We start from the raw sequence: 18,620 nt of genomic DNA on the forward strand, positions 1-18,620 counted from the left end.
CGTGCCCACATCGCGGTCTGTTCGCGCTCACGCCGAGGCGGTGGGCAGTGAGGCGCTGCGGTGCCGGTCCGCACGGTCACCGGGAAAACGGTGCCGGCGGGTCCTTCCTCACCGATTCCCGACGAGGGAGCCCGTGCCGACGTCGAGGTCGAGGTAGTGCATGTGCGCGGCGGTCTCGGCGAGCGCGGCGAAGAGGTTGAAGTGGTGGAGCTGGTCGAATCCGCGGGCCCAGTGCAGGCCCTGGGCGATCGAGTAGACGGAATGGTCGTCGGTCTCGCTCATCCGTGCGTCGATCTCGGCGAGGCGCTCGCGGTGGTGCTCGACGAGCTCCCGCTGGCGCTCGTGGAGGCCGCGGAACCGGAAGCCGTGCGCGGGCAGGACGGCGATGTCGGCAGCGAGCGTGCCCATCTTCTCGAGCGATCCGAGATAGTCGCCGAGGCTGTGCGTGATCGAGCCGCTGTCGAGGCCGATGTTCGGCGTGATCGTCGGCAGGACGTGGTCGCCGGAGAAGAGGAGTTCGCCTTCGCGGACGAAGGCCGTGTGCCCGTAGGTGTGGCCGGGGGTCCACAGGGCGTCGAGGCGTCCGGTCTCGAGCGGCAGGGTCGCTCCGTCCTCGAGGATGCGCAGCGTGTCCGGCAGCTGCGCGAGTTGGAGGGCGAAGGGATCGCGCTCGCGTCCGGGTCCGTCCTCGCGCTTCGCCGGCCTGCTGACCTGGAGGGATTCGACCTCGTGCCAGCGCTCCTCGGGCACCCCGTAGGCGCGGGCGATGTTGAGGTTCGGATCGGTGCCCGTGCCGAGGTCGACGGCCCGTGAGGCGAAGCGCTTGACCGCGCGCAGGTCCTCGCCGTGGAGTGCCACCCACATCGCCGGGTTCTCCTTGATGAGCGCGGGGACGAGTCCGATGTGGTCGCGGTGGTAGTGGGTGATCGCGACGCCGTGGATGTCGCGCACGGCGAAGCCGAGGTCGGCCAGCGCCGAGGTGAGCGCGAGGTACTGGTCCCACCCGTCCCAGCCCGGGTCGATGAGGACGACGCCGTCGCCGTCGGCGAGCGCGTAGCAGAACGTGTAGACGAGCGGGTTGTTCGGAATCGGCACCGGGATCGCCCACACTCCGTCGGCGGTCTGCTCGACCGGTGGGAGGACCCTGTCCTGCCACGCGCGGGACTGTTGGGGGCTGAGCGTTTCGATCGGCATCGGTGCGGGTCTCTCCTCGTCGAGCAACGGTGATGGCGGTGAGTTCCTCCGCCCAACCTACTCCCAAACCCGGAAAACTGAAAGATCGTTCGACAATTGATTGCACCACTGACCTTGTGATCACTCAAGCCGCATCAGACGCAACGGATTTCGCACACCTCAAGCGCCGCCTCGGCGAGGTGGTCTTCTCTATCCGTGGTCACGATTTCGCTTTTCGTTGAAGTGCATTACCATCGGCATGGCGCAGGTCACATCTGCGCCCGCGTGGGGACGCTGCTCAGCGCCGCTCACGGCAAGACTCATCGGGGAGGATTGATATGGCGGCATCAGGATCGCTCAAACGGAACCTGGGACTGTGGTCCATCGTCGGGCTCGGGCTCGGGTACATGACGCCGACGGTCGTCTTCGACACGTTCGGGATCGTCTCGGACGAGACGAACGGGGCGGTGCCGGCGGCCTATCTCACCGCGCTCGTCGTCATGGTGTTCACGGCGTTCAGCTACGGGAAGATGGTCCGGGTCTTCCCCACGGCGGGCTCGGCGTACACGTACACGCGCGAGACCATGACACCGGGGCTCGGGTTCCTCGTCGGGTGGACCTCGCTCATGGACTACCTCCTGCTGCCGATGGTCAACTGCCTCATCATCCGCCTCTACATGGAATCGATGGTGCCCGACGCACCGCCGTGGATCTGGGTCGTCGCCTACACGGTCATCATGACCGGCATCGTCCTGTCGTCGATGCGGGGCACGGCGAACATCAACGCGATCCTCCTCATCTTCTCCCTCGTCCTCATGGTCACCTACTGTGCGCTCGCGATCGCCCAGCTCAATGCCGGTGAGGGCGCGGGCACGGTCTTCAGCCCCGAGCCGTTCATCCACGACGGGGTCGAGTTCACCGCGGTGCTCACCGGGGCGACGGTCGTGTGCTTCTCCTTCATCGGCTTCGATGCGGTGACGATGTATACGAACGAGGCCAAGCACGTCAATCTCATGCCCAAGGCGATCCTCATCACCGTGCTCGCCGGCGGCGGCATCTTCCTCATCGCGAGCTACATCACGCAGCTGCTCTACCCGGACAACTCGCAGTTCACGATCGTCGACGATCCGCTGCCGGAGATCGGGCTGCTCACCGGCGGGCCGCTGTTCCAGCTCTTCTTCGTCGCCGCCGCGTTCGCGGCGACCGTGGCCTCGGGGCTCGCCTCGCACGCCTCGGTGTCGCGCATGCTGCTCGTCATGGGACGCAACGGGGTGCTGCCGCGCAAGGCGTTCGGCTACATCAACCCGAAGACGCACACGCCGGTGTTCAACATCGTCCTCGTCGGCCTCGTGTGCCTCTTCGCGATGTCATTCAGCCTCGAGTTCATCTCCGCGCTCATCAACTTCGGGGCGCTCATCGCGTTCACCTTCGTCAACCTCACGGTCATCGCCCACTACGCGTTCCGCACCCGTCAGGTCGTCGACGCCAAGTCGGCGTTCAGCTACGTCGTCATGCCCGCCATCGGGGCGATCCTCACGGGAGTGCTCTGGGTGAGCCTGCATGAGACGGCGCTCATCGGCGGGCTCGTGTGGTTGGCCGTCGGCGTCGTCTACCTCGCGGTCCTCACGCGCGGCTTCAAGCGCACGGTCCGCAGCTTCGACGATCCCGAGGCCGACGCCGACATGTCGGAGCCCGAGGTTCCGGAGGACGGTGCGGCAGCGGACGCGGGAACCGGCTCGGGGCCTGGTGCGGGGTCTGCTCAGCCCGGGAAGACGGCCGACTGACCGGGGCGGGCCGGGCAGTGGGTTCTGGTCCATCAGTCCGCGGACGCTGAGTTGCGTCGGCCCACGGATGCTGAGGGCCGAACCGCGGACACTGGGGCATCCGCTGGGGCGATCGCGCAGGCTCGGAGCGTCGTTGCGCCGCCTCGCGGTGGGGATTGCGCCGGGTCGACGCGGGGGTGCTGCACAGCCGCTGCGCGGGGGCGCAGCGACCAGACCTTCGTAAGGTACCAACGTTCTCGACCGGCCGCCTCACACAAAAGTATGAATTCGGTCCGGTTTCGCGTCACATTATGTCGCCGAGGCGGCCGGCCGTGACAGGGCACCGTCCGGCATCCTTCCGAATCGGTCCGGAACGCAGAAATGCGCTGCGACATCCGTCGATGTCGCAGCGCATTTCGTCAGCGGAAGCGGTGGTGTTGAGTCTCACGACATCGTCAACACATGTCTCAATACATCGTCAACACCCCAGCAGCCCATGATGGGGAATGAGCACCCGAGCACAGATCATCCGCGCGGTGACCACGGGAACCATGACCCAAGCCCAAGCCGCACGCGCCTACAACGTCTCCCCATCGAGTGTTTCCAAACTCCTGAGACAGTGGAGACGAGAAGGCGACGCCGCGTTCTACCCCAAATCCCGCAGACCCCGCACCCACCCCGCAGCCACACCCCCGCCGACCATCGCCGAGATCAGACGAATCCGCACCGAACTCACCGAAGCAGGCCTCGACGCCGGACCCGCCACCATCCACGCCCACCTCATGGCCACCCCCACCGTCGACACCATCCCCTCACGGGCCACGATCGCCCGCATCCTCACCCGCGAAGGACTCGTCACCGCACAACCGAAGAAGAAACCCAAAACCGCTCTCACCTGCTTCGAAGCGGACCTGCCCAACGGTTGCTGGCAATCCGACGTCACCCACTACCGCCTGCTCAACGGCGACAGTGTCGACATCATCACCTGGCTCGACGATCACTCCCGCACCGCACTGCACATCAGCGCCCACGCAACCACGACCGTCAACACCGTCGTGTCGACCTTCACCGCCACCGCCAAACAGCACGGCTGGCCGGCCGCGACCCTGACCGATAACGGCCTGATCTACACGGCCAGGTTCCGCGGCGGGGTCAACCGGTTCGAGAAACTGCTGCGCACCCACGACATCGCCCAACGCAACGGACGCGGCGACCACCCGCAAACCCAGGGCAAAGTCGAACGCTTCCAGCAGACGATGAAGAAATGGCTCGACGCCCGACCCGCACCACAGTCCCTGTCCGAACTCAACACGGCCCTCACGGACTTCCAGACGGTGTACAACACCCAACGGATCCACTCAGCGAAGAAGACCACCCCCTGGGCCGCCTACATCAGCGCGCCCAAGGACTCCCCGTCCCCACTGCCCGAGGACACGCCTCGCTTCCGTGTCGACAGGATCGATCGGCAGGGCAAGGTCTCGTTGCGCTATGACTCGAGAATGTACTCAATCGGCGTGGGACGAACCCACGCCCGAACCCGCGTGGTCCTCATCGTCAAAGACCGACACATCATTGTCGTGGACCAACGCACCGGGGAGATCCTCAAGGACTTCACCTTGGACCCCACACGCCGGTACCAGAGGCAATGAAAAACACCCCGAACCGTGGGTTCGGGGTGTTTCCGATGTACTGAGACATCACATCAGCGGAAGCGGTGGGATTCGAACCCACGGTACGGGGTTGCCGCACAACGGTTTTCAAGACCGTCTCCTTCGGCCGCTCGGACACGCTTCCAGTGGTCAACCCGGCCTGCTCAGCGCGGAGCTGAGCCAGAACAGTTTCTCACAGTCGCGCGAACAACTGCCAATCGCCGAAGCTCGCAGGCGGTCGGCACCGCACCGTGATCGGTAGGGTCCTGCGATCGAAGCCGATCAGTGCTTGTTCTTGCCGTTCTTCGGCTTCTTCTCCCCGGGCACCTCACGTGCCGGTCCCCCATCGTGCTTGTGCCGCTCGGCCGGGGCGCGGCCGGTCGAATCCGCATCCGCCGAGGTGGCACCGCGGGCAGCGAACGTCGCCGGAACACGGGAGACGACGAACTCGGACTCTTCCTCTTCGTCGAACTCGTCCTCGTCGGTGGTCACACCGCCGGGCGCCGGACGGCCAAGGCGCTGCGCGGGCCGAATCGGGGCTTCGGCGACACCGGAGTCCTCCGACGCGGCACCCGCGTCAGCGGAGTCGGCGACCCCGTCAGCGGTGTCGGTGTCACGGGCCGGAGCCGGAACACTGTCGGCGCTGTCCACGCTGTCAGCACCGTCGATACGGTCGGCAGAGTCTGCGCTGCCGGCGACCGGCTCGTCGGCGGCAGGCACCGCTGACGCAGTCTCGTCTTCGGCCACGCGTGGTGCGTCGGGCAGCATGTCCGGGGCGTACTCCGGCGGTTCGGGCGGCAGCGGCGGCGCGTCCGGCATCGGCGCGGTCCGCTCGACCGGCGGCTCTTCGGCCAGCGGCGGGGCATCGGCGTCGACGCTCGATTCGGACTCAGAGGCAGGCCGCGATTCGAACTCGGTGTCGGACTCGGTGTCGGTCGTCGTTTCGGACTCAGCGACAGGCCGCGTTTCGTCCGAATCTGCCGGCTCGTCGATCGCTTCGACGTCGGCCTCGACGAGACCATTGACGCTCGAGTCCCCGGACGCCATTTCGCTGACGATGGGGTCGACCTCGGGCACGCGTTCGTCGACCGGTTCGACCGCCTCGGTGGTCACTCCGTCGACGTACGAGCCCTCGGTGGTCAGATCCGGTCCGGCGGGTCCGCCCTTGGTCGACTCGTGCTGGATGAAGAGCGTCCGCGTCACCGTGGTTCCGCGCACCGAGGTGGTCACCGCCTCGTCTGCAGACGCATCATCCGCGGGGTCAGGGTCGGAGGTGCGGCCGCCGGAGCGCTCGCCGCCGGCCTGGGCGTCGGTGGGTGCCTCGACGCTCGGCTCGGTGAAGCCTCCGCCGTCGGCGACCATATCGGCGATCGATTCGTCTGTGGTCGACACTGCCTCCGCCGACACGGCGTCGACCGGGGTGTCATGAAGCCCGACATCTCGTGAGGTCGTGGTCGCGGACTCGGAGCTCGCCGAGGCGGTCGCAGCCTCATCCGTGCGCTCGGTGTCGGGCCCGTCAGAGCCGGAGCGCTCAGCAGCGGATTCCTCCGAGGAGGCTGCCGTTGCGCCGGCGATGCCGGCCGCCCCGACGACTCCTGCGGCACCGGCGACGAAGGCCGCACCGGATCCCGAGGAGCGTTCGTCATCGCGGGCTGCACCATCACGCACCTCGGCGTCGTCACGCGGTGCAGCGTTGTCACCCTGTGCAACGTCATCACGCAGCTCAGCGTCGTCGGCCTCCGTGTCATCCGTCGTCTCGGACCGATCGGCAGCCGATTCGGGCGAGGCCGATCGTTCATCGGCGTCGGTCTCGGTGTCACCGACTGCGTCAGCAACATCAGCCGAGCCAGCAGACGTCGCTGTGTCTGCACCTACAGCGCCTGCACCGCCATCGCCGCTCTCGCTCGCGGCACCACCCGCGCCACCATCACCGGCACTCGCGCCGCTCGCGGGCACACTGAGCTCCGCCTCGGTGGGGTCGCCGGCACCGCGGGCGGGCTTGCCCTTGAGGATGAGCGTGAGGGTCGCCAACGGCACCGACAGCCAGTTCGGGCGGTTGCGCAGTTCGGTGACGGTCTCGACGAGGAGCCTGTCGATGAGGGCCGCGCGCAGCACCGGATCGCTGAGGCCGATGCTCTCACCGCGCGCCCGCGAGTACCCGCTGAGCAGCGAGTTCTGCACCTGCGAGGCCCACAGGTACTCCGGCGAATCGTAGATCGCCCGCAGCGCTGCGGGCTTGTCGCCGAAGCCGTTGACGACGAGGCTGCCGTCCTCGGCGTTCAGCGCATCCGTGCGCTGGAGCCGCGCGAACCCGGCGGCGTAGTCGACGCTGCGAAGCAGGGCGACGAGGTCGAGGGCGACCGGCCTGGGCTCCGAGTTCGACGCATCGCTGAACTTGACGACCGCGTAGCCATCGCTCGGCGAGCTGACGACATGGTCGAGCGTGAGCTCACCGTGGATCTTCTGCAGCTGCCCGATCGTGTCGAGCGAGCGCAACTTGGCCTTGTGCTGCTTGAGCTCGGGCACGAGCGCATCGAGCGCCAGCGGTGCCCGGCCGAGTGCCCAGTCGATGCGCTCGACCCACTTGTCGACGAACTCCTTCGTCGGCGCACCCCGGCCCTCGACGATGCCGAACTCGGCGGCCATGTCGGCATGGAGTTCGCCGATCCGCCGGCCCATCTCCGCGGCCTGCGCGTTGTACCCGCCGATCGATCCCGAATCGACGGCGCACACGATGTCGACGGCTTCGCGCCACGCGGGCTCGGCCTCGACGTCGGCGCGGGAGAGCAGCGCCATCGGCGCCTCCATCTCCGTGACCTCGAACATGTCGTACCAGCGACCCGAACTCCAGCCGATGACCTCCGGCACGCTGCGCGATCCCGCTTCCGTCAGCAGCACGGGGATCGTCAGCGATGACGGCATCCCGTTCTCGAGCACGCGGAAGAAGCTCAGCTCGATCGGCTCGTAGGCGTCGTGGATGACGACGGTCGACTTGTTCGCCCCCGAGTCGGCGACCTCGATCGGGCGGATCTCGACGTCGATCTCGTCCTTGACCTCGGTGAGCGGGGGTGCCGTTTCCGGCTTCGGGGGGACCGCCTCGGCGCCGGAATCGGCCGTCGATGCTCCTGCATTCGCCGAGGTGGCCGACCCCGACGTCGACCCGGTCCGTCCCGCGGTCGGCAGGCTCCCCCGCTCACGGCTGTGCCGGAGGGATTCGGTGCTCAGCTGGCCGCCGTCGAAGACCTTGCGCTTGGTGATCGCGTCGGCGAGGAGATTGACGAACACGGGGTCGGCGGCGCCGTCGTAGACGAAGACGCGGCCGAGGGCGAGGTCGTCGACGGTGCCGATGAGGGCGTGGCGGAGGTGGATGTCCTCGGCCCCGCGCAGGGAGAGGGGGATGTTGAGGCGGCGCAGGGTGGGGCCGTCGCCGACGGAGATCACGGTGACGAGGCCGGAGAATCCGCCGAGCTCCTCGGCGGTGAAGGTGAAGGCGCGAGCGACCGACATCGGCGTGATGTCGGGGTCGGTGCCGAAGTCAGCGGCGAGCTTCGGGAACCACGACTGCCGGGGAATCCAGCTGGCTAACAGTTGTTCCAGCTCACTGCTGATGGCCATGTCGCCTCCTTGAAGGGATTACGGGCATCTACCATCCAACCACGATATCGGCCTCCTGCGACCGAGGGCGCACCCGAAAACCCTGAAGTCAGCGGGGTCCCAGGGCCCCGAAGAGAGGCGCGACAGGCGGACAGCGCGTTTGCGATGCGGGACGGTTTGCCGAATAGCAAGACACAGGGCGCACAATGGAGGAGTGTTGAAACAAGACGAATCACCCCAGAAGCAATCACTCGCGCACGAGGTCGATGCGGCCGCTGCGCGAATTGCCGACTCCGTGATCACGTCACCGCTCCAGATTTCGGAGCGGCTGTCCGCCGCGACCGGTGCCACCGTCTACCTCAAGCGCGAAGACCTCCAGCCGGTGCGCTCGTACAAGATCCGCGGCGCCTTCAACTTCATGCTCCAGCTCGACGACGAGGAGCGCGCCCGCGGCGTCGTCTGCGCCTCGGCGGGCAATCATGCGCAGGGCTTCGCACTCGCGTGCCGGCAGCTGGGCATCCAGGGCACGATCTTCGTCCCGAAGACGACGCCGCGGCAGAAGGTCGACCGCATCCGCCACTTCGGCGGTGACCGGGTGACGATCGAGATCTCCGGGTCGACGTACGACGACGCCTCGGCGCTCGCGCACCGCTTCGCCGACCGGAACGCGGCCCTCCTCGTCTCCGCGTTCGACGACCCGCGCACGATCGCCGGGCAGGGCACCGTCGCCGTCGAGATCGCCGAGCAGCTCGACCCGCACCCCGATTACATCATCGTGCCCGTCGGCGGCGGCGGGGTCCTCGCCGGCATCGCCGCCTACGCGGCCGAGCACATGCCGAACACCAGGGTCATCGGCGCCGAGCCGTCAGGCGCCGCCTCGATGATCGCCGCGCTCAAGGCCGGCCACCCGGTGACGCTGGAGAACATCGACCGGTTCGCCGACGGCACCGCGGTCAAGCGCGCCGGCAACATCACCTACGAGATCATCTCCGACCTCGGCGTCGATGTCCGCCCCGTCCACGAGGGGGCGGTGGCCACGGAGATGCTCGCGATGTACCAGGTCGACGGCATCATCGCCGAACCCTCCGGGGCGCTGGCCTCGGCGGCGATCGGGACGGCCGGCAGCGGCAAACCCGTCATCGTCGAACCCGGGTCGAGTGTCGTCTGCCTCGTCTCCGGCGGCAACAACGACATCTCCCGCTACCCGGAGATCCTCGAGCGCTCCCTCGTCCACGAGGGCCTCAAGCACTACTTCATCGTCGACTTCCCGCAGGAGCCCGGCGCCCTGCGCCGCTTCCTCAACGAGATCCTCGGCCCCGACGACGACATCGCGATGTTCGAGTACGTCAAGCGCTCCGACCGCGAGACCGGGCCGGCGTTCGTCGGCATCCAGCTCGGCGCCGCGGAGGACCTGCCCAACCTCCTCGAGCGCATGGAGTCCTCCCAGATCGAGATCGAACGCGTGCACCAGAACTCCCCGATGTTCCGGCTCTTCGCGTAGGTCATCGGCCTTCCCCTCGCCGAGGTGGTCGTCCGTGGCCGTGCGCGCTGCGAGCGCGCGCGGCCAGCCGTTCACCGGTTGGCGGCGAGCACCGCGGCGAGCCCCGCCCGCAGGTCGTCGACGAAGTGCTCGGGCATCTCGAGCGACGGGAAGTGCCCTCCGCGCACGGGTTCGCGCCAGCGCACGATCCGCCGGTAGCGCTGCTCGGCCCAAGGCCTGGGACACTTCGACGAGACGTCGGCCGGGTACATCGTGATCGCCGCCGGCACGTCGATCCGCAGAGCCGGATCGAGGGAGTTGTGGCTCTCGGCGTAGATGCGGGCCGCTGAGGCGCCGGTGCCCGTCAGCCAGTAGAGGGTGATGTTGTCGAGCACACGGTCCCGCGACATCGTCTCGAACGGACCGTTGTCGGTGTCCGACCATTCGGCGAACTTGTCGAGGATCCACGCCATCTGCCCGACCGGGGAGTCGACGAGGGCGTACCCGACCGTCTGCGGACTCCATGCCTGCGCTTTCGCATACCCGGCGCGGTTCTGCCAGAAGTCGCGGTGGTCATCGACCCATGCCCGCTCTGCGGCGGTGAGGGAGTCCGGATCCAACCCGGGAGGCGCCTCGGCGAACGTCGAATGGATGCCGAGGACATGGTCCGGGAACCGGCCGCCGAGGATCGTCGTGATCACACCGCCCCAGTCGCCGCCGTGGGCGAGGAAGCGGTCGTAGCCGAGCCGGGACATGAGCTCGACCCACGCCGCCGCGGTCCTCTCCGTGCCCCAGCCCGTCTCCGCCGGCCGGTCGCTGAAGCCGAAGCCGGGCAGGGAGGGGATGACGACATGGAATACGGGAGCCTCGGGATCCGCCGGGTCGGCGATCTCATCGACGACGTCGATGAACTCGGCGATGCTGCCGGGCCATCCGTGGGTCATGATGAGCGGCACGGCATCCGGCCGGGAGGACCGGCGGTGAAGGAAGTGGATGCCGAGGCCGTCGATCGTCGTGCGGAACTGCCCGATCGCGTCCAGGCGGGTCTCGAACGCCCGCCAGTCGTAGTCGGCGGCCCAGACCTCGGCGAGCGCGACGAGGTCGGCGAGCGGAACCCCCTGCCGCCAACGCTCGGCTCCGACCGCGGTCGGCGGCAGAGGCTCGGGTTCGGGCCACCGGGTCGCGGCCAGCCGGGTACTGAGGTCACGCAGCTCCGCCTCCGGCACGGAGCTGTGGAACGGGCGGATGGCGCTGTCGTGCAGTGGCATGGGTCCTCCTCGACCGGATGCTCGCCTCGTGCTCCGAGACGTCGAACTCTCTGTCACCGGACGTCGACCGCGCCGGCAGGGGACGGCGACGACAGTTGATGAACCAGCTATGACGGTTCTACCATCGGACACCGGCCCCGCACAAGGGTCCCGCGTACGGGTCGACGGCGTTTAAGGTGAGTCCATGGGTGATGCATTTCCGGAGTTCCGGTTCGGCACGGTGCTCGCGACGAGTTTCACGGGGACGCTCACCGAACGGCAGGGCGAACGCCGTGAGCGGATCCCCACTCCGGCACGACTCGTCGACTGGCTGGCGGTCGTCGGCCTCGACGTCGCCGGGTGCACGGAGAGCGAACTCGCCCTCGCCCAGCAGCTGCGTGAGGCCATCCACCACGCGGCCACCGCAGCAGCACTCGGTGAGCCGCTGCCCGCCTCGGCGCTCGACATCATCAACGAGGCCAGCCGGCAGGGGTGGGCGGCACCCGTGCTCACCGGCGACGGCGAGCGCCGGTGGCAGCTGAGCAGCCCCGCCGCTGTCGCCGATGCGCTCAGCGTCATCGCCGCCGACGCGATCGACATCATCGCCGGCACGCGCGACGGACGCCTCGCCCTGTGCGCCTCACCGACGTGCCGCGCGGCGTTCTTCGACACCAGCCGCAGCCGCTCCCGGCGCTGGTGCGACATGAACACGTGCGGCAACCGGGAGAAGAAGGCCCGGTTCAACGCGAAGCATCGGTCGTGACCGCTCACCGGTTTCGGATCGGATTCACCGCCGAGCACTCCTGCCGGCCACTGCCCCACGGTCTACAGTGGTCACATGCGCGCTATCACGATTCCCACCCCCGGAGATCCCGAGGCACTGCAGCTCACCGACGTCCCCACCCCTGAGATCGGGCCGGACGAGGTCCTCGTCAGAGTCCACGCCGCCGGAGTGAATCGCGCCGACCTCCTGCAGCGGCAGGGCTTCTACAACCCGCCGCCGGGTGCCACGGAGATCCCCGGCCTCGAGGTCTCGGGCACGATCGTGGGGCTCGGCGCCGATGTGAAGAACTGGAGCGTCGGCGATCGCGTCGCCGCTCTGCTCTCCGGCGGCGGCTACGCCGAGGAGGTCGCCGTGCCCGCCGGTCAGCTCCTCGCAGTGCCCGACACCTTCGACCTCACCGCTGCCGCTGCCCTGCCCGAGGTGCTCGCGACCGTCTACTCGAACGTCGTCGGCCGCGGTCGCGTCCGCATCGGCGAATGGCTGCTCGTCCACGGCGGCGGATCGGGAATCGGCACCGCCGCGATCCAGGTCGCGAACCTCCTCGGGGTGAAGATCGTCGTCACCGTCGGCTCCGCGGAGAAGGCGGAGTTCTGCCGCGAACTCGGCGCCGACGCCGTCATCAACTACCGCGAAGAGGACTTCGTCGCCCGCGTCCACGAGATCTGCACCCACCCGGACGGGGCGACCGGCGCCGATGTCATCCTCGACATCATCGGAGCCAAATACCTCGAGCGCAATATCGCCGCACTCGCCACCGACGGCCGCCTCGTCGTCATCGGCATGCAGGGCGGCACGACCGCCGAACTCGACCTCAGCACGCTCATGCAGGGACGCAAGACGATCACCGCGACGACCCTGCGCGCCCGCCCGCCGGCGCAGAAGGCGGAGATCATCTCCGACGTCGGCGAACAGCTGTGGCCGGCGGTGATCTCCGGCGACATCCGCCCGATCATCGACACGACGGTGCCGCTCGCGGACGCCGCGAAGGCGCACCGCATCCTCGAGGACGGAAAGACCATCGGCAAGGTGCTCCTCCGCGTCGACGACGATGACTCAGCACACGATGACTCAGCCCAGGACGAAGGAGCGCGCTCATGACCGCAGACGCCACGCCCACCGCGCCCGGTGCCGCTGATCCGCAGAGAGCCCAGGACGGCCCGCAGAATGTCCAGTCCGATGAGCAGGGCGCACAGGCCCAGCAGGGAGCCCAGCAGAACACCGGCACCGAGGCGACCGGCAGTTCCGCAGACCGCGCCGGGGTGCCGGTGACGGCCGACTCCGAAGCGGACCAGGCCGGTCTCGCCCGCGGCGAGACGCTCACCGATGCCGCCTCGCATCCGGACCCCGCGACCGCGGCGCGCACCGGTGACACGCGCACGGCCGAACCGGCACCCGCATCCGCGACCGGGTCTGAGCCCGATGCCGACCCCGAGACCGAGGCCGACTCCGAGGCCGAGGCCGCCGAGGAAGGCGACATCGCCTCCCCGGGCAAGGTGATGCGCATCGGCACGATGGTCAAGCAGCTGCTCGAGGAGGTCCGCAGCGCCGACCTCGACGAGAAGGGTCGACAGCGGCTCGCAGAGATCCACCGTCGGGCGATCGCCGAACTCGAGGACGGCCTCTCCGCCGAACTCGTCGCCGAGCTCGGCCGCCTCGACCTCCCGTTCGACTCCACCGACGAACCCCCGTCGACCTCCGAGCTGCGCATCGCCCAATCGCAGCTCGTCGGCTGGCTCGAAGGCCTCTTCCACGGCATCCAGACGGCGATCATGGCCCAGCAGGCGATGGCGAAGCAGGAGACTCCCCCACCCGGCGGGCTCGTGCCCCCGGGCGCGCAGGCTGGGTCCGCGGCCGAGGGCACCGATGACAAACGCAGGACCGGCAACTATCTGTGAAGAAGCTCTTCTCGTTCCGCAGGCGGCGCGCTGACGGCCCCGACGAACAGTTCGGCACGGGACTGTGGCGCCACAACCACGACCGGTTCCTCCGCGCCGTCGACCGCTACTACACGACGGCCCTCGCGATCCACACCGCCGCCCCGACTGACGCCGCAGGTGAGGGCTCGGCCCCGACCGAGCCGGCAGCCGCCAGCCAGCCCACGCACGAGCCCGGCGCGACAGCACCCGAGCCGGCAGCCGCCTCGGCGCGGGATGCGATCATGGCCGGCACCCACCGCCTCAACGACCTGGCGACGCAGATCGACGAGATCACCGCGTGGCTGCACACGCACTGCCCCGTCGACGGCCAGGTCGTCCCCGGCCCCGTGCGCCGGGTCGTCGGGGACACCCCCGAACTGCTCACGCGGGCATCGTCGAAGGTCGCCGAGGCGGTCCTCGCGGCCTCGATGGCGCGCGCGGGAACCGCGACGCTGACCTCGACGGCGACCGCCGCCGACCGCTACATCACCGATGCCGCCGAGCTGCTCGCTCAGGTCAGGCGCATCCTCGCCGAGGCGGACGCCCGATGAGCGCGCTCACCTCACCGCCGCCGGACTTCGACCTCGGGCTCGTCGCCAGCGACATCGACGGCACCCTGCTCCTCGACTGGCAGCCGATCTCCCAGGTGACGATCGATGCGATCCACCGCTGCCAGCGGATGGGGATCCCGTTCGTCCTCGTCACCGGGCGCCCGATCCGCTGGCTGGCCGCGATCGCCGAGCAGATCCCCGACCTCGGTCGCGTCGTCTGCCTCAACGGCGCCGTCGTCTACGACATCGCCACGGACACCGTCGTCGATGCGCACCCGCTCGAGCAGGCCGGGGTCGAGGAGATCGTCGCGGCCATCGGCGCCGCCCACCCCGAGGCGCGCTTCGCGTTCGAAACGCTCACCGGGCTCTACGTCCAGGACGGCTTCGCCTCACGCTCTCCGCACGAGGCCACCGTCATCGGCGACCTCGGGGAGCTCGCCGACACCGACGTCGTGAAGATCCTCGTCAGCCTCGGCACGACCGACTCGGAGGCCCTCCACGACCTGCTCGGACCGATCGTCACCCGCTCGTGCCACGCCTCGTTCTCCGACCCGGACAACGGCCTCGTCGAACTCGCCCCCGCCGGGATCACGAAGGCGAAGACGCTCGAATCGGTGTGCGACCACCTCGGCGTCGGTCGGGACCGGGTGATGGCGTTCGGCGACATGCCCAATGATCTCGAGATGCTCACGTGGGCGGGGCTGGGGGTCGCGATGGGCAATGCGCTCGATGTCGTCAAGGACACCGCCGACGCCGTCACGGACCCGGTCGATGACGACGGGGTGGCGCACTTCCTCAATGCGGCCCTCGACGCCGTCCCCTCCCGCTGAGGGCGATCACGCTCAGCACTCCCGGTGTCCTCCGTGTCCGCCGTGTCCGCGACCCGAAGAGCACTGAGGACTGAGTGCTGAGCGCTACGGGCCGGTGGACCGGGACCCTTCGACGTCGAGCACCGCGGGGTCGAGGTCGAAGTGATCGACGAGGGCGACGGCGAGCCCATCGTCCTCGACCGGGTCGGTGACGACGCTGCCGAGGACCTTGAGCTCGTCCTTCGCCTGGCCCATGACGATCGAGTGGTCGGCCCATTCGATCATCTCGAGGTCGTTGAGGCCGTCACCGGCGGCGACGGTCAGACCGTGGTCGATGCCGAGCTCCGACTCGACGAGCGCGAGCCCGCTGGCCTTCGACACCCCGTCGGGGGCGATGTCGAGCCAGTTGCTCCACCCCACGGAATAGCTGACTTCGTGGAGCCCGAGCCGGTCGACCGCCTCGGCGAACTCCTCCGCCGTGCCGTTGACGTCGCGCATGACGATGCGGGTGGCCTGCTTCGTCAGCAGCTCGTCGAAGCCGACGATGTCGAGGGTGTCGGATTCGGAGAGCTCCCCGGGCGGGAACGCCCCGGACGCCCACCGGTGCAGGTCGGGGTCCTCGACGAGGAAGAGGGCCGTCGGCAGCACAGCGCGCATGCGCTCGAGCGCGGGCCGCGGGTCGAAGGAGACGACGTGGTGCATCTCCCAGCCCCGCGGCAGCGCGGGGTCGAGCTTGACGACGACGGAGCCGTTCGAGCACACGACGAAGCCCTCGGTGAGTCCGAGCGCCCGGACGATCTCGAGGGCTCCCGGCAACGCACGGCCGGTCGAGATGACGATGTGGTGCCCCGCCTCGGCGAGGTCGATGAGAACCTGCCTCACCGCCTCCGACAGCGTCCCGTCATAGTCGATGATCGTGCCGTCGATGTCGAGGGCGATGAGGTGTGCGGGCACTGCTTCTCCTTGGCCGGCGGTGGGGCTGCTCAGAATCGCGGACCCTCCGGTCCCTGGGCCACCATGCCGCCGAGGTAGGGGCGCAGGGCGACGGGCACCGTGACGGAGCCGTCGGCCTGCTGATGGTTCTCGAGGATGGCGACGAGCCAGCGCGTGTTCGCCATCGTGCCGTTGAGCGTCGCCACCGGACGGGTCGCGCCGTCATGGCGTTCGCGGATCTGCAGGCGCCTGGCCTGGAACGTCGTGCAGTTCGAGGTCGAGGTCAGCTCGCGGTACGTCTCCTGCGTGGGGACCCAGGCCTCGTTGTCGAACTTCCGCGCCGCGGAGTCCCCGAGGTCGCCGGCGGCGACGTCGATGACCCGGTAGGGCAGCTCGCACAGCTGGAGCATCTTCTCCTGGAGTTCGAGCATGCGGGCGTGCTCGGCCTCGGCGTCCTCGATCGCGACGTAGGAGAACATCTCGACCTTCTGGAACTGGTGGACGCGGATGATGCCGCGGGTGTCCTTGCCGTACGACCCGGCCTCGCGGCGGTAGCACGAGGAGATGCCCGCGTACCGCAGCGGTCCGTCGCTGAGGTCGATGATCTCGTCCATGTGGTAGCCGGCCAGCGGCACCTCGGAGGTGCCGACGAGGAAGAGGTCGTCGGCTTCGAGGCGGTAGACCTCGTCGGCGTGCTCGCCGAGGAAACCCGTGCCCCGCATCACCTCGGGCTTGACGAGGGTCGGGGTGATCGTCGGACTGAACCCGGCCTCCTCGGCGACGTCGCGGGCGAGGTTGAGCAGCGCCATCTCGAGCTTCGCGCCGAACCCGGTGAGGTAGTGGAAGCGCGCTCCCGAGACCTTCGTGCCGCGCGTCGTGTCGATGGCGCCCAGCGTCTCGCCGATCTCGAGGTGGTCGCGCGGGGTGAAGCCCTCGGCGGCGAAGTCACGGGGCTGGCCGACGGTCTTGAGCGTCACGAAGTTCTCCTCGCCACCGGCGGGGATGCCGTCGATGATGAGGTTGGGCAGCTTCGAGGCGAGGCTGTCGAACGCGAATGCGGCCTCGTCGGACTCCGCCTGCAGGGCTTTGACCTTGGCGGACTTCTCCTTGCCCTCGGCGATGAGGGCGGGCTTCTCGTCCTTGGGAGCCTTGGCGATCTGGGAGGAGAAGGACTTCTGGTCGGCGCGGGCGTCTTCGAACGCGGTGATGGCCGCCCGCCGCGCGGTGTCGGCTGCGAGCACCTCGTCGACGAGTTCGACGGAGGCTCCGCGAGCCCGCTGCGATGCTCTGAACAGGTCCGGGTTGTCTCTCAACTGCGCTAGATCGATCACCTCCTCAGCTTAACGGGGCGACCTGGGTTTGCGATATTCGACCACTGGGCACGCGCTCAGGTGGCCCGGAGTAGATTTGTGCCATGACCTTCGACCTCGATCCCGCCATGATGTGGCTCGTCATCGTCGGTCTCGTCGTCATCGTCTGCGGTGCGTTCCTCCTCGGCAATCGCATCGGCTCGCGCCGCATCCTCAAACGGCTGCGCCGCTACTCCCGGCGCCCCGAACTCGACGACGACGGAGTCGAGGAGTACGCCCCCAACCGCTACCGCGCCGCCCTCATCGTCAATCCGACGAAGGCGAGCGCCGGGCGGATCGCGTCGACCGCCGAGGCGATCTGCCGTTTCGAGGGCTGGAACCCTCCGCTCATCCTCGAGACCACTCCCGAGGACGCCGGGGAGGGACTGGCGCGACTCGCCCTCGAGGAAGGGGTCGACGTCGTCATCGCCGCCGGTGGGGACGGCACCATCCGCGCGGTCGCCTCGGCGCTGGCCGGCACGTCGACGCCGATGGGGATCGTCCCGCTGGGCACGGGCAACCTGCTCGCCCGCAACCTCGACCTCGTCCTCGACAAGCCCGAATGGGCGCTGCGGATCGCCCTGTGGGGGCGCAACCGCGCCGTCGACGTCGGCACCGCGCAGATCAGCCCGGGCGGGCCGACGCTCGTCTTCATGGTGATGACCGGGCTCGGCTTCGACGCCGAGGTGATGGCGAAGACGACGGCGAACGCGAAGAGCCGACTCGGCTGGCTGGCGTACCTCGAGGCCGGGTCCCGCACGCTCGTCGGCCGCCCCAGCCACGTGAAGATCACGTACGACGACGACTACCGGGTGACGGCGCGCGTGCGCTCGGTCATCGGCGGCAACTGCGGCAAGCTCCAGGGCGGGATCCAGCTGCTGCCCGAGGCGATCATCGACGACGGGCTCCTCGACGTCCTCGTCGTCAGCCCGAAGAACCTCGGCCAGTGGGTCGGTGTCGTCGCCTCGATCATCGGACGCCGGACGACGAAGGGCCTGCACACCGACATCCGCAAGTGCCACAACGTCGTCATCGAGTCCAAGGATCCGCTCGAGGTCCAGCTCGACGGCGATCCCCTCGGCACAACCGGGTATCTCGCGATGGCGGTGGACCCCGGTGCTATCACCGTGCGCGTGCCGACGACCGAGCAGCGCCGGGAGATCCGCGCCGAGGCGTGGCCCGTGTGAGGCCGGGACGCTGAGCACGGCCGGATTCCGGCGCCGAGGTGGGGCCTATGACCAGGAACAACGTCGCTCCGGTGGGGCAAGGTCACGAACAGGTCGCGAAAGCACCCTTGTGTTCACCAAAGCGTTACCGTAATTCCGCTCGACCAAAACGTACAAAAATAGTTCTGAGAATTGCCTGTACCTAG

14 protein-coding genes, 1 tRNA gene and 1 pseudogene are annotated in these 18,620 nt (G+C 68.6%); 10 read left to right on the forward strand and 6 right to left on the reverse strand.

Annotated features, from left to right (window positions below):
- Nucleotides 1-108: 108 nt before the first annotated feature.
- Nucleotides 109-1,194: an MBL fold metallo-hydrolase gene (locus ACFQ91_RS02490; RefSeq protein WP_198499744.1), complete on the reverse strand. Its 1,086-nt coding sequence runs from the start codon at nt 1,192-1,194 to the stop codon at nt 109-111.
- A 317-nt stretch (nt 1,195-1,511) separates the two neighbouring features.
- Here ACFQ91_RS02490 and ACFQ91_RS02495 point away from each other — a divergent pair, with 317 nt between their 5' ends.
- The 3 genes and pseudogenes from ACFQ91_RS02495 (at nt 1,512) to ACFQ91_RS02505 (ending at nt 4,585) form a co-directional block, all read left to right on the forward strand.
- On the forward strand, nt 1,512-2,957 hold the full coding sequence (locus tag ACFQ91_RS02495) for an APC family permease (RefSeq protein ID WP_232623720.1): 1,446 nt from the start codon (nt 1,512-1,514) through the stop codon (nt 2,955-2,957).
- Between the two features lie 485 nt (nt 2,958-3,442).
- Nucleotides 3,443-3,598, forward strand: a pseudogene (locus tag ACFQ91_RS02500) (helix-turn-helix domain-containing protein); the annotation flags it as partial.
- A gap of 120 nt (nt 3,599-3,718) precedes the next feature.
- The gene (locus ACFQ91_RS02505; protein WP_376870296.1) at nt 3,719-4,585 is read left to right on the forward strand and encodes a DDE-type integrase/transposase/recombinase; all 867 of its coding nucleotides are present in this window, start codon (nt 3,719-3,721) and stop codon (nt 4,583-4,585) included.
- Nucleotides 4,586-4,642: 57 nt separating this feature from the next.
- On the opposite strand, the gene ACFQ91_RS02510 is transcribed toward ACFQ91_RS02505, so the two are convergent.
- Nucleotides 4,643-4,730 (reverse strand) — tRNA-Ser (locus ACFQ91_RS02510).
- A gap of 137 nt (nt 4,731-4,867) precedes the next feature.
- Nucleotides 4,868-8,200: a hypothetical protein gene (locus tag ACFQ91_RS02515; RefSeq protein WP_198499746.1), complete on the reverse strand. Its 3,333-nt coding sequence runs from the start codon at nt 8,198-8,200 to the stop codon at nt 4,868-4,870.
- A 193-nt stretch (nt 8,201-8,393) separates the two neighbouring features.
- Here ACFQ91_RS02515 and ilvA point away from each other — a divergent pair, with 193 nt between their 5' ends.
- Nucleotides 8,394-9,680, forward strand: a complete 1,287-nt coding sequence (gene ilvA, locus ACFQ91_RS02520) for a threonine ammonia-lyase IlvA (RefSeq protein ID WP_232623721.1) — start codon at nt 8,394-8,396, stop codon at nt 9,678-9,680.
- 71 nt (nt 9,681-9,751) lie between these two features.
- On the opposite strand, the gene ACFQ91_RS02525 is transcribed toward ilvA, so the two are convergent.
- Complete coding sequence (locus tag ACFQ91_RS02525; RefSeq protein WP_344251601.1) at nt 9,752-10,927, reverse strand: epoxide hydrolase; 1,176 nt, start codon at nt 10,925-10,927, stop codon at nt 9,752-9,754.
- Nucleotides 10,928-11,111: 184 nt separating this feature from the next.
- Between ACFQ91_RS02525 and ACFQ91_RS02530 the strand changes: the two genes are divergently transcribed.
- The 5 genes from ACFQ91_RS02530 (at nt 11,112) to ACFQ91_RS02550 (ending at nt 14,987) form a co-directional block, all read left to right on the forward strand.
- Nucleotides 11,112-11,669, forward strand: coding sequence for a CGNR zinc finger domain-containing protein (locus ACFQ91_RS02530; RefSeq protein WP_376871648.1), 558 nt, complete (start codon nt 11,112-11,114; stop codon nt 11,667-11,669).
- 75 nt (nt 11,670-11,744) lie between these two features.
- Nucleotides 11,745-12,788, forward strand: coding sequence for an NAD(P)H-quinone oxidoreductase (locus tag ACFQ91_RS02535; RefSeq protein ID WP_376871651.1), 1,044 nt, complete (start codon nt 11,745-11,747; stop codon nt 12,786-12,788).
- Nucleotides 12,785-13,585 (forward strand): proteasome activator, encoded by an 801-nt coding sequence (locus ACFQ91_RS02540; RefSeq protein WP_376871654.1) that lies wholly within the window; start codon nt 12,785-12,787, stop codon nt 13,583-13,585. The genes ACFQ91_RS02535 and ACFQ91_RS02540 overlap by 4 nt, the downstream gene beginning before the upstream one ends.
- The gene (locus tag ACFQ91_RS02545; protein WP_376904027.1) at nt 13,582-14,157 is read left to right on the forward strand and encodes a hypothetical protein; all 576 of its coding nucleotides are present in this window, start codon (nt 13,582-13,584) and stop codon (nt 14,155-14,157) included. The genes ACFQ91_RS02540 and ACFQ91_RS02545 overlap by 4 nt, the downstream gene beginning before the upstream one ends.
- Nucleotides 14,154-14,987 carry a Cof-type HAD-IIB family hydrolase gene (locus ACFQ91_RS02550; protein WP_198499752.1) on the forward strand — a complete coding sequence of 278 codons (834 nt, stop codon included), beginning with the start codon at nt 14,154-14,156 and terminating at the stop codon, nt 14,985-14,987. Before ACFQ91_RS02545 ends, ACFQ91_RS02550 begins: the two co-directional genes overlap by 4 nt.
- A gap of 84 nt (nt 14,988-15,071) precedes the next feature.
- On the opposite strand, the gene ACFQ91_RS02555 is transcribed toward ACFQ91_RS02550, so the two are convergent.
- Together ACFQ91_RS02555 and serS are read right to left on the reverse strand one after the other, a co-directional pair.
- Nucleotides 15,072-15,920 carry an HAD family hydrolase gene (locus tag ACFQ91_RS02555; protein WP_376871660.1) on the reverse strand — a complete coding sequence of 283 codons (849 nt, stop codon included), beginning with the start codon at nt 15,918-15,920 and terminating at the stop codon, nt 15,072-15,074.
- A 29-nt stretch (nt 15,921-15,949) separates the two neighbouring features.
- Nucleotides 15,950-17,230: a serine--tRNA ligase gene (gene serS / locus ACFQ91_RS02560; RefSeq protein WP_198499754.1), complete on the reverse strand. Its 1,281-nt coding sequence runs from the start codon at nt 17,228-17,230 to the stop codon at nt 15,950-15,952.
- An 83-nt stretch (nt 17,231-17,313) separates the two neighbouring features.
- Between serS and ACFQ91_RS02565 the strand changes: the two genes are divergently transcribed.
- Entirely contained in the window at nt 17,314-18,435 is a 1,122-nt protein-coding gene (locus ACFQ91_RS02565) for a diacylglycerol/lipid kinase family protein (RefSeq protein WP_376871663.1), read from the forward strand.
- The last annotated feature ends 185 nt before the right edge of the window (nt 18,436-18,620 follow it).

It is taken from the genome of Brevibacterium sp. NPDC056726 (assembly GCF_042790515.1).
Lineage (GTDB): Bacteria > Actinomycetota > Actinomycetes > Actinomycetales > Brevibacteriaceae > Brevibacterium > Brevibacterium sanguinis.